Below are 11,266 nucleotides of genomic sequence, written 5' to 3' on the forward strand. Positions count from 1 at the left end.
TAGGCAGGGTTTCCGCCAGCCTCAAGCGGGACGCGGATAAAAATGTGCAAGGCCCTTTGCCTCTTGCGCAATCGTGCACAAGTCGCTTTGGCTGCCCCCATCATGACCGAAGATGAAATCCTTTCCGAATTCCGCGCGAGCGAGGCACTGCTCGAAGGCCATTTCCTGCTCTCGAGCGGACGCCATAGCGGCCATTATCTGCAGTGCGCCCGGGTTCTCATGAACCCCGAGCGGGCCGGAAGGCTGGCCTTCGCGCTGACGCAGAAGATCCCCCGCGATATCCGCAGCCGGATCGACGTGGTAATCAGCCCTGCGATGGGCGGAATCATTATCGGCCAGGAAATGGGGCGCGCCCTGGGCAAGGATGCCATGTTCCTGGAACGACCTGAGGGCGAATTCCACCTGCGCCGCGGTTTCCGTCTGGAAGCGGGCGCGAAAGTTCTGATGGTGGAAGATGTGGTGACTACCGGCCTCTCCAGCCGCGAGGCCATCGACGCAGTGAGCCGCGAGGGCGGCGAAGTCATTGCCGAAGTAGCCTTGGTCGATCGCAGCAATGGCGAGGCCGATCTTGGGGTACCCTTCTACCCGCTTATCGACATCAATTTCCCGACCTATGCCGATGACGAGGTGCCCGAGGCATTGGCCGCTATCGAAATCACCAAGCCCGGGAGCAGAAAAGCTTGATCCGCCCCCTCCGTCTCGGCGTAAATATCGATCACGTCGCCACCATCCGCAATGCGCGCGGCGGCGACCATCCCGATCCGGTGCGTGCAGCAGAAATCGTAGCACGCGTCGGTGGTGACGGCATTACAGCCCATCTGCGCGAAGACCGGCGGCATATCCGCGATGCTGATTTGAAGCGAATACAGGAAGCGACAGACCTCCCCCTCAACCTCGAAATGGCGGCTACCGAGGAAATGCTCCAGATCGCGCTGCGCCATAGCCCCCATGCCGCCTGCATCGTTCCCGAAAAGCGCGAGGAGCGGACGACAGAAGGCGGGCTTGATGCTGCGGGCCAGCACAACACGCTCGCGCCGATCGTGGGGAAACTGCGCGACAATTGCATTCGCGTGTCCCTGTTTATCGAGGCGGACGAACGCCAGCTCGATGCGGCACTGCGGCTGGGCGTGCCGGTAGTAGAATTCCACACGGGCGAATACGCCCACGCTCACCTCGATGGCGACAGCGAGAGGACGGCGCGCGAACTGAAGCGTATCGCCGACATGTCAGCGCTCGCCGCGAAGAACGGGATCGAACCGCACGCGGGCCACGGCCTTACTTACGAGAACGTCCAACCCATCGCCGCAATCCCGCAATTGGCAGAACTCAACATCGGGCATTATCTCGTCGGCGAAGCAGTGTTTGTAGGGCTGGAACAGGCCGTGCGCCACATGCGCGAGCTGATGGACGAGGCACGGTGATGGGCAGCGGGTTTCCGATCCTCCCAGACACGGGGAGGTGGCAGACGATGCGGCAGCATCGGCTTGCGGAGGGGACTCGCGGTAAGGTACTGTACTGGTGGCCAGTCCCCTCCACCACCGGGCTTTTCCCGGCGATATCCCTCCCCGGAGCGGAGAGAATATCGTGATCATCGGCATGGGCAACGACCTGACAAACATGGACCGGATCGCCAATTCGCTCGAGCGGTGGGGCGAAAAATTCGAAGTGCGCTGTTTCACCGACATCGAGCGGGCCAAGGCAGCGAAGCGTCCCTTCACCCGCGTCGGCACCTTCGCCAAGCGCTGGGCAGCGAAAGAGGCCTTCGCCAAGGCGATTGGCACCGGTTTTGCGCGCGGCGTGTTCCACAAGGATATCGGAGTGGTGAACGCGCCCTCGGGTAAGCCGACGCTCGCGCTCACCGGCGGGGCAGCGGAAAGGCTTGCCGAAATGCTGCCATCCGGCCATGAGGCGCGCATTCATCTCACCCTCACCGACGACCATCCATGGGCACAGGCATTCGTGATTATCGAGGCCTTCCCCGCATGAGCGCTGACACTGCCGACGTGACCCAATCTACCGACAAAAAGACGCAGGAAGACGACAAGAAGGTCGACTGGATCGCGGAAATCCGCGGTCTGGCACTGATGCTGCTGGCGGTATTCGCCTTTCACAGCTTCATCGCCAAACCCTTCTACATCCCATCGGAATCGATGCTGCCCAACCTGCTGGTGGGTGACCGGCTGGTGGTGAGCAAATATCCCTATGGCTGGAATTGGTCCTCGATCAGTTTCCATCTCGCCCCACGCGGCGACTGGCGTGTGGCCGGATCGACGCCCGAGTATGGCGACATCGTCATTCCCGTGCACCCGGAACGCGACGAGGATTACATCAAGCGCGTGGTCGGTCGCCCGGGAGACCGAATCGCAGTGCGCAACGGCCAGATCATCCTGAACGGCGAACCCGTTCCGCAGGAAGCAGAGCCCCCGCTGGACCTGCCGATTGATGCGAATTCGGATTGCATGGGTTTCTACGACCCCTCCTTCCTCGCCACCGATGAGGCGGGAAACCGGGTCTGCCGCGTGCCGGTCTATCGCGAAACGCTTCCCAACGGGGCGAATTACCTGATCATCGATCATGTAAACGGCGGGCTGGATAATTTCGCCGAGATGACCATCCCCGAGGGTCATGTCTTCGTGATGGGCGACAACCGCGATCATTCTTCCGACAGCCGCGAACTCAATTCGTCGCGAGGCTTGCTCGGTCCTGTGCCACTTGAAAATATCGGCGGCCGGGCGGAGTTCATCACCTTCTCGCTCGACGGAACGACCACGCTCAACCCGATCAGCTGGTTTACAAGCTTGCGCGAAGGACGTGCTTGGACCACGCTGCGCCCGGCAATCGATGCAGAGGCAAGTGCCGAATGACAGATACGACGTCGGATGGGGGTCGCACGAGCAGGAACGACCTCGCCTATCATGACGATCCCGGAGCCAGTCCGACTTATATCGGCAACCCCAAACTGCGCTTCGAAGCCGGTCGCGCGCTGGTCTGGGGCCTCGTCCTCGGGATTCTCTGGCTGACGGTACATATCTCGCAATCCCTGCTGGTCATCTTCGGTGCGATGGTGTTCGCCTGCATGATCGACGGCGGCGCTCGCCTGATTGCCAAGGTCCTGCCCATCGGCAGAGGCCTGAGGGTCGCCATCGTCCTGCTTTTCGTGACCGCCTTCTTCGTCTGGCTGGGCTATTTCGCCGGTTCGCAGATCTCTCAGCAGGCTGCCCAGTTTCCGGCCATCGTCAACGAGCAGCTGGCAAGGGTGTTTGCCTATCTGCAGGAACAGGGCTTCGCCATCGGGCCCGACGACATCGAACGGCTTGCCGGTAACCTAGCCAGCGGCGTAGGCACGGTCACCAAGGCGATCGGCGGTATCTTCGGAGGCGTTACCACGCTGGCGTTGATCGTCATCATCGGCATCTATTTTGCCATCGACCCCCGGATTTACGAGCGGGGTGTCGCCTGGATGGTGCCCGCCGGGCAGCGCGGCGCTTTCTACGACACGCTGAGCCACCAGGCCTATACGCTGCGCCGCCTCATGGCGGGTCGTCTCGTCGGCATGACCTTCGAAGGGTTCTTCACCTGGATCATGCTAGCCTTCGGTGGCATGCTGATCGGCATACAGCCGGTACCGATGGCGGCCTTGCTAGGTTTGCTGACCGGTCTTCTCGCCTTCATCCCGAATATCGGAGCGATCATTTCGGGCGTGCTGATGGTACTTGTGGGCTTTTCCGGCGGTGTCGACATGGGACTTTATACGATCTTCGTCTATTTCCTCGTCCAGAATTTCGATGGATACGTCCTTGTCCCGATGATTGCCAAGAAGACTGTCGATCTCGCGCCGGGGCTGGTGCTTTCAGCACAGCTCATCTTCGGCGTTCTGTTCGGCATCCTCGGACTCGCCCTTGCCGATCCGCTTCTTGCGATGATCAAGGTCGCGCTCGAACGGCGCAGCTCGCGCCGCAAGGGCGATGTCGAACCCGCCCAAGCACCGGAGCCCGCCTGACATGGCCCGCAAGTTTCTATTCATTGTTGCTCTGATCATCGTGCTGGTGATCGGCGGGGCCATCGCCCTGTCGATCTGGTCGCGCGAAGCAACGGAAATTGCTCTCGTCCCGCGCGGTGAGTTCGTGGAGCAGGAATCGCTTGCCGCCAATGCCTATGAAGATCCCGAGATGTGGTATTCGCGCCCCGGTCTCGGCATAAACGATCCCTCACGCTACCAGCCCGCGGTCGCCCAGCCTGCGACGGACCCGGCAGACGAAGTTCCCTCACCCGACAGCCCGGCCGCGGAGCGCAGTCTCGATGCGCCCGGCAGCCTCGATACCGGACCTTCACGCCCGGGCGAAGCGGCAGATGCGGCCGAAGTGCCCGGTTTTGCAGTGTTCTTCGTGCCGCCCACGAGCTTCCTCAAGGCAGGCGGCACCGAATGGAATGCAACGCTCGACGACGCGACCACCAACAGCCGCGCGCGGACCTTCCTGCGCGGACTGGCCAGTCCGTTCAACCGCGCCGACGAGCTGTGGGCACCGAAATACCGCCAGGCGGCGGCCGGTGCGTTCCTGACCGATCGGCCCGAAGCGCAGATGGCTATCGACGCGGCCTATGCCGACGTCGCGCAAGCGTTCGACTATTTTCTCGACAGCGTGAACGCAGACAAGCCCATCGTCCTTGCCGGCCACAGTCAAGGCTCGGTCCATATCCTGCGCCTTCTGATGGAAGCGGCAAAAAAGCGGGGAATTACGGACCGCATCATTGCGGTCTATGCCATCGGCTGGCCCATCTCGATCGAACATGACCTGCCCGCCCTTCCCCTTCCGGCCTGCGCTTCGCCAGACCAGTCGGGATGCATCCTGGCCTATTCGGCCTTTACCGATGATGGCGATGCCGATCTCATCAAGCGGCGCTATGAAGCCACCCCTGGATTCACCGGCCGTCCGCGCGGCGACGGACCGATTCTCTGTGTCAATCCGCTGACCGGAAGCACCGGCGGTCAGGCTCCTGCCTCCGCCAATCTGGGCACGCTGAAACCAAGCGAGGATCTTCGTTCGGGCGAACTCATTGCCGGTGCCATCCCTGCCCGATGTGACGAACGCGGCCTGCTGCTGATCGGCGATCCGCCCGAACTGGGCCCCGGCGTTCTTCCTGGCGGAAACTATCACGTCTACGATATTCCGCTCTTCTGGAAGAACCTGCAGGAAGACGTGCTCCGGCGCGTGAATGCATGGACCGACCGGGAAGCGTGATCACCGACAGTGCGCTGGAATATGGCGATGCCCTTCCTGAAGGTGGGGCGCTGCTGGGACTCGACCTTGGCACCAAGACAATCGGGATCGCCACCTGCGATGCGGGTTGGCGCTATGCCACCGCTGGCAAGACCATTCCTCGCAGCAAGTTCACGAAGGATTGCGGCAAGCTGCGCGAGATCGTTACCGAACGCTCCATAAAGGGTATCGTCATCGGTCTGCCGCGCAATATGGACGGCAGCGAGGGGCCCCGCGCGCAGGCAAGCCGTGCCTATGCGAGAAACTTATCCCAAGCGCTTGAACTTCCGATACTTCTATGGGACGAACGCTGGTCCACTTCGAGCGCCGAAGGCGCCATGATCGGCCAGGACATGAGCCGTGCAAAGCGGGCGGAGAAGATCGACAGCCATGCCGCTGCGGTCATCCTGCAAGGTGCGATAGACGCGCTGGCAGGAGGAGGAATTTGATGGGGAAGGGTCGCACAATGATGGATTTCGACGAAAGGCTGGATGCGCTGTCCGGCCGCAGGCGCAGCGGAGTGGTCAATGCAATCGGAAGGCTGGTTGGAATTGCCCTCGTCGGACTGCTCTTTATCCTGACTATCGCGATCCTGCTTTAGCGCGATCCCGCGGCGTGATATCGGGCACCTTGGGCACCAATCCAAACCGGTCCCAATCCGGGCGAATTAAAAGGTTGGCTTCGGCGAGAGCTCGCGGCTATCCGCGCAATCGCACATGAGCCAGCAAGCTGCCTTCGATCCTAAAACGGCCACTCCGTTTCTTACCAGCAGGGGGCATCCCGGCTGGCTCGGCATGCGGTATTCCGACCATGGCGACGATTGGGTCGAACTCGAACTGCCATGGCGGGAGGATTTACTGGGCGAGGAAGGCCAGCACGTGCTTGCGTCCGGCCCTATCCTCAGCCTGATGGACATGGCGAGCGGCCTTGCGATCTGGAAAGCAATGGACCGGTTCGAGGCCATCGCCACTCTGGACCTTCGCGTCGACTATGTTCGCCCGGCCCGCGACGGCGCGGCGGTATTCGGACGTTCGCAATGCTACCGGATCACCCGAAGTGCGGCCTTCGTCCGGGGACTCGCGCATGATGGCGATGCGGATGATCCTGTTGCCCACATCCAGGCTGTCTTCATGAAGATCGGCGGCGATCCGAAGCGGGAGCTTCCGGGTGGCTGACAACCCCGATATCGAGGCGCTGACGCCCTATGCGCGTTCTCTTGGCATCAAGCTTGCCGATTGGGAAGATGGCGTGCCGGTCCTGTGCGTGGAGTTCGTCGAAGCTGTCGAAGGACGTCCCGAACATTTCCATGGCGGGGCCACCGGCGGATTGCTCGAAACGGCGGGCTATGCCGCCTTGCGCGCCGAACTGGCACGCATCGAACGCGAAGCCGTGCTGAAGCCGATCAACATCACCGTTCAGTATCTCGCCGCAGGCAAATCGCAGACCAGCTTTGCCAAAGGCCGGATTACCAAGCTTGGGCGCCGCAGTGCGAATCTGACGGTAGAGGCGTGGCAGGAAGACCGTTCGCGCCCGATAGCTACAGCAGTCATGAACGTATTGATGGCCAAGACCGAGGGCTAGTTGCCCTCGATCCGCCCTTCGGTCTCGAGCTGGTCGCGGACCTCCTCGTAGCGTTCTTCTTCTTCCCGGCGTCTTTCCTCGGCCCTTCGGCGCGCGGCTTCGATCGTCTGTTCATCCACACCGATGCCCCGATCGTCGAGCCGGATGTCGATCGGGATGCCGTCGACTTCGGTACTGAAGACGGCCTCATTGTCGCGGATACGGATGCGCGAATTGCCATCGCCAAGAGGAATGTCTTCGAGATTCGGCACGTCGAGTGGTTCGACAGGACCTTCTGGATCGGGGCTGGTTGTCGGGGTGGGGCGGGATGGGGTCGTAGAAGCACCCAGAGCCTGGCTCATGAAATCGCGCCATATGCGGGCTGGTAACCCCCCTCCCGATACGCCCCTCAAGGGCGAGTTGTCATCATTACCGATCCAAACGCCGACCACCAGATCGCCCGCATAGCCAACGAACACCGCGTCGCGATTGTCCTGCGTGGTGCCGGTCTTGCCGAAAGCGGGCATAGAAAGGCGCGCCGCAGTCCCGGTCCCGCTGTCAATCGCGGCACGCAACAAGCGGTCCATCTTTTCGCTGGTCGAGCCGGAGAATCTGGACGGCCCATCGATCATGTTCTCGAACCATCCCCGCTCGGGCGTCGGGAAAGCGCGTGGCTCGACCGGATAGGCATTGCCTGCCACCGCGGCATAAGCGGCCGTGAGTTCGAGCAGGCTCATGGTAGAAGTGCCCAGAGCCATGCTTGGATCGCCGCTCGCCAATGGAGAGGTCACGCCAAGGTCGCGCGCAGTCTCGATCACCTTTTCACTACCGACCTCGCCGAAGAGGCGAACCGCTGCGACATTGCTCGATTGAGCGAAGGCCTGTTCAAGGGTCAGGCTTTCCGAATAGCGTCCACCGGAATTCTCGGGCCGGTAACCGCCCTGCTCGATCCTGGTATTCGCGATCCGGTCGTCCGGGCTCCACCCATCGCGCATCGCCGCGAGGTAAACGAACAGCTTGAAGGTGGACCCGGGCTGGCGTTTTGCCTGCGTCGCCCTGTTGAAAGGCGATTTCTCGTAATCCTTGCCCCCGATCATGGCGACTACCTCGCCATTGGGCCGCATCGCCACCAGCGCCACCTGTGCTTCACCCAGCGGCGCATTCGACGTTACGCGGCGGGCGATATTCTGCAGCCGCGCATCGAGCGTAGTGGTCAGCGTCTGGCGCGAATACCCCGTTTCGGACATTTGCCGCGCTTCGGGCAGTGCCCAGTCGGCAAAATAGGTCCCCGTCGGAAGGTCGCTTTTGAGCCTTACGTCGAGCGCGGGCGAACGCATGTTGCGCGCTTCCGCCTCGGTGATGAATCCCGCCGCGACCATCGATTGCACGACCAGTTCCATGCGCCTCTCCGCCCGCTCGTAATGCCGGGTCGGCGCATAGGCGCTCGGAGCCTGCAACAGCCCGGCCAGCATGGCCGCCTGGTTTGGGAGCAGGTTTTCCGGCTTGCGGTAGAAATAATGGAGACTCGCCGCGCGCAGGCCGTAGACGTTATCGCCGAAATAGGCGTTCGACAGATAGCGTTCGAGGATTTCGTCCTTGGTCAGCCAGGCTTCCAGCCAGAAGGCTATCAGAGCTTCGCGCGCCTTGCGTGTCAGCGTGCGTTCGGGCGTCAGAAAGGTGAACTTGGCGAGTTGCTGGGTGATGGTGGAGCCGCCACCCGTCCCGGTGAAGGCCGCGCGGGCGATGCCGCGCGGGTCGACGCCCCAATGATCGTAGAACCGCCGGTCCTCGATTGCGAGAAAAGCGTCGACCACATGCGGCGGCAGCGTATCGATATCAACCGGCTCGTCCACCACCGCGCCATTGCGCGCGATCGGCGTACCGTCAGACGCGAGCAAGGTGATCTGCGGCGGCGCGATGGGTTCGAGCGACTTGTTCAGCGGCGCGGTAATCGCCAGCCAGGCCACCAGTACCATGAACAGCGCAAGCATTGCCGCCAGACCGCGAACGATCCACCAGCGCTTGCGGCGTCCGAACCAGTGTTCGCGCTGCCACCATTTCTGTCGCTTCCGCTCTTCGGCGAGCACGGCATGGTCAACTGCATCGAGTCGATCATCCCACGCATCGTCGTCGTCCCAGTCGTCGCTGAGCGAGTAATAGCCGCGATGGCCGGACATTTCCGGTTCGGGCTTCCTGCGTCGGAACATGGAGTCGATCACGCCCATCGGTTTACTGTGCTACACAAATAACACAGCCATGCATAGGCCCCGCAACCTTAACTCTTGCCAACCACGCTCTCGGGCAGGTCTTCGCCGAATACGCGCTGGTAATATTCGGCCACCAGCATGCGCTCTTCCTCGTCGCATTTGTTGAGAAACGACAGGCGGAAGGCGAAGCCGACATCCTTGAAGATGGCATAGTTCTGCGCCCAGGTGATTACCGTCCGCGGGCTCATCACGGTGGAGATATCGCCATTGATGAAGCCCTGACGCGACAAGTCGGCCACCTTGATCATGTCAGCGAGGATCTTGGGATCGATGTCCGGATTCTTCGCCTCGACGATCTTCTGCTCGGTCTCGGCGGGCAGGTAATTCAGTGCGGTGACGATGTTCCAGCGGTCCATCTGGCCTTGGTTGATCGCCTGCGTGCCGTGATAAAGCCCGCTCGTATCGCCGAGCCCGACGGTGTTGGCCGTCGCGAAGAGGCGGAAGTTCGGATCGGGGCGGATCACGCGGTTCTGGTCCAGCAGGGTCAGCTTGCCCTGCTGTTCGAGCACGCGCTGGATCACGAACATCACGTCCGGGCGGCCCGCGTCATATTCGTCGAACACCAGCGCAACCGGATGCTGCAGCGCCCAGGGCAGCAGGCCTTCGCGGAACTCGGTCACCTGCAATCCGTCCCTGAGGACGATCGCATCGCGCCCGACCAGGTCGATACGGCTAATATGCGCATCGAGGTTAATGCGGATGCACGGCCAGTTGAGACGCGCGGCGACCTGTTCGATATGGGTCGACTTGCCGGTACCGTGATAGCCCTGCACCATCACGCGGCGATCGTGCGCGAAGCCGGCGAGGATGGCGAGCGTGGTATCCGCATCGAAGACATAGGCTTCGTCGAGATCGGGGGTGCGCTCGTCCGGCTTCGAAAAGGCCGGGACCTTCCAGTCGATATCGATGCCGAAAGTCTCGCGCACGTCCACCTCGGTGTCGGGCGCGGGAAGCACGGTCTTGGCGGAAGGTTCGAAGCTCTTGTCGGTCATGTCATTCATCGCCTCGGCGACGTAGGGATTTATCTCCGGCGCGCCAAGCCTATATTGGCTGGCGATGCCGCAAACTCCCCTTTCCGAAAAGCTCCGCCTGAAGCTGGTCGAAAAGGTTCGCGGCGTGTTCAACGATGTCGAAGGCGGGGAGAAGCCCGTCCCGCCATCGGAGGAGGCACTGTTCGAAAAGGACACGCCGATCCGCATGGTCCATGCCGATATCGTGGCGATGATGGTCGGCGGCATCCGCGGGCTGCTGCTCCAGATGCTCCACCCCCACGCGCTGCAGGGCGTGCTCGATCATTCCAATTTCCGCAGCGACATGCATGGCCGGCTGCGGCGAACGGCGCGGTTCATCGCCGTGACGAGCTTCGGGCACCGGGATGACGCCAAGGCGGCAATCGAGCGGGTCAACCGCATCCACGCCGCTGTCGGGGGCACACTTCCAGACGGGAACACCTACTCCGCCACCGATCCGCGCGTGCTCGCATGGGTCCATGTGGCCGAGGCAACCAGCTTCCTCGCCGCCTATATGCGCCATGTCCGCCCGGATATGCCGGGCGGTGAGCAAGACGAATACTATCGCCAGTTCGCGGTCATCGCCCGTGCACTGGGGGCCGATCCGGTACCGACCGACCGGCGCGAGGCGGAGGCGATCTTCCGCGAGCTGCGCGCCGACTTGCGGACCAGCCCCGAAGCGCGCGAGATCGCCGATCTCGTCCTCAGTCAGAGACCGCAGGGCGCCCCGCCCGCCGTGCAGGCCATGCTCGGCGCAGAGGCCGTAGCGCTGCTCCCGCCCTTCGCCCGCTCGATGCTGGGCCTCGAACGTCCCGGTCTCGCCGCCCTCCCCGCCCGCGCTGCGACATGGGGTATGGGCAAGACGCTGCGCTGGGCGTTTCGGCAAGGGTGAGACGCACGTTCGGCTGTGGCCGAAGTTGGAACGCCCTCCGTCGTTTTCGAGACATGGACCACATGGACCGCAGTCCAGGGGAAGAAAAAACGGTTGCGGCGTAAGGCCAGATATGAAGCTCTGCGAGCCAGTGAGAATGGTGTCGACGGCCATGGATGAAAGATGGCACTGCACATGAAGAGTAGGAAAGGAGCAAATGTCCGCTAACGACGCCTGTGTGGACGGCTCTCCGTTGGCAAGGGATAATTTGAACTGAGCTTAGCTTGTTGAGGCGCCCAT

The 11,266-nt window shown here is 62.2% G+C and carries 13 protein-coding genes; 11 read left to right on the plus strand and 2 right to left on the minus strand.

From position 1 onward, the window contains the following. The first annotated feature begins 102 nt into the window (after positions 1–102). The 10 genes from pyrE (at position 103) to K3180_RS08285 (ending at position 6,839) form a co-directional block, all read left to right on the plus strand. Complete coding sequence (pyrE, locus tag K3180_RS08240) at positions 103–684, plus strand: orotate phosphoribosyltransferase (RefSeq protein ID WP_221539831.1); 582 nt, start codon at positions 103–105, stop codon at positions 682–684. After that, the gene (locus tag K3180_RS08245) at positions 681–1,421 is read left to right on the plus strand and encodes a pyridoxine 5'-phosphate synthase (protein WP_221539833.1); all 741 of its coding nucleotides are present in this window, start codon (positions 681–683) and stop codon (positions 1,419–1,421) included. The genes pyrE and K3180_RS08245 overlap by 4 nt, the downstream gene beginning before the upstream one ends. Before the next feature lie 163 nt (positions 1,422–1,584). Continuing rightward, on the plus strand, positions 1,585–1,986 hold the full coding sequence (gene acpS / locus K3180_RS08250; protein ID WP_221539869.1) for a holo-ACP synthase: 402 nt from the start codon (positions 1,585–1,587) through the stop codon (positions 1,984–1,986). Beyond that, complete coding sequence (lepB, locus tag K3180_RS08255; RefSeq protein WP_221539835.1) at positions 1,983–2,864, plus strand: signal peptidase I; 882 nt, start codon at positions 1,983–1,985, stop codon at positions 2,862–2,864. The genes acpS and lepB overlap by 4 nt, the downstream gene beginning before the upstream one ends. Beyond that, on the plus strand, positions 2,861–4,000 hold the full coding sequence (locus K3180_RS08260) for an AI-2E family transporter (RefSeq protein WP_221539837.1): 1,140 nt from the start codon (positions 2,861–2,863) through the stop codon (positions 3,998–4,000). The genes lepB and K3180_RS08260 overlap by 4 nt, the downstream gene beginning before the upstream one ends. Before the next feature lies 1 nt (position 4,001). Then, positions 4,002–5,240: a DUF3089 domain-containing protein gene (locus tag K3180_RS08265; protein WP_221539839.1), complete on the plus strand. Its 1,239-nt coding sequence runs from the start codon at positions 4,002–4,004 to the stop codon at positions 5,238–5,240. Next, the gene (ruvX, locus tag K3180_RS08270; protein WP_221539841.1) at positions 5,219–5,707 is read left to right on the plus strand and encodes a Holliday junction resolvase RuvX; all 489 of its coding nucleotides are present in this window, start codon (positions 5,219–5,221) and stop codon (positions 5,705–5,707) included. The genes K3180_RS08265 and ruvX overlap by 22 nt, the downstream gene beginning before the upstream one ends. Continuing rightward, a complete protein-coding gene (locus K3180_RS08275; RefSeq protein WP_221539843.1) occupies positions 5,707–5,859 on the plus strand; it encodes a hypothetical protein in 153 nt (50 codons plus the stop codon). Before ruvX ends, K3180_RS08275 begins: the two co-directional genes overlap by 1 nt. A 115-nt stretch (positions 5,860–5,974) precedes the next feature. Next, positions 5,975–6,433, plus strand: coding sequence for a PaaI family thioesterase (locus K3180_RS08280; protein ID WP_221539844.1), 459 nt, complete (start codon positions 5,975–5,977; stop codon positions 6,431–6,433). Next, on the plus strand, positions 6,426–6,839 hold the full coding sequence (locus K3180_RS08285) for a PaaI family thioesterase (RefSeq protein WP_221539846.1): 414 nt from the start codon (positions 6,426–6,428) through the stop codon (positions 6,837–6,839). The genes K3180_RS08280 and K3180_RS08285 overlap by 8 nt, the downstream gene beginning before the upstream one ends. Here the strand turns inward: K3180_RS08285 and K3180_RS08290 are convergent. Next, positions 6,836–9,043 (minus strand): transglycosylase domain-containing protein, encoded by a 2,208-nt coding sequence (locus K3180_RS08290; protein WP_221539848.1) that lies wholly within the window; start codon positions 9,041–9,043, stop codon positions 6,836–6,838. The two genes, K3180_RS08285 and K3180_RS08290, sit on opposite strands and share 4 nt — an antisense overlap. Positions 9,044–9,093: 50 nt before the next feature. Further along, positions 9,094–10,086 carry a cobaltochelatase subunit CobS gene (gene cobS, locus K3180_RS08295; protein ID WP_221539850.1) on the minus strand — a complete coding sequence of 331 codons (993 nt, stop codon included), beginning with the start codon at positions 10,084–10,086 and terminating at the stop codon, positions 9,094–9,096. A 55-nt stretch (positions 10,087–10,141) separates the two neighbouring features. On the opposite strand from cobS, the gene K3180_RS08300 reads away from it, so the two are divergent. Beyond that, positions 10,142–10,987: an oxygenase MpaB family protein gene (locus K3180_RS08300; RefSeq protein ID WP_221539852.1), complete on the plus strand. Its 846-nt coding sequence runs from the start codon at positions 10,142–10,144 to the stop codon at positions 10,985–10,987. Positions 10,988–11,266: the final 279 nt, after the last annotated feature.

The organism is Qipengyuania huizhouensis (genome assembly GCF_019711635.1).
GTDB classification, from domain to species: domain Bacteria; phylum Pseudomonadota; class Alphaproteobacteria; order Sphingomonadales; family Sphingomonadaceae; genus Qipengyuania; species Qipengyuania huizhouensis.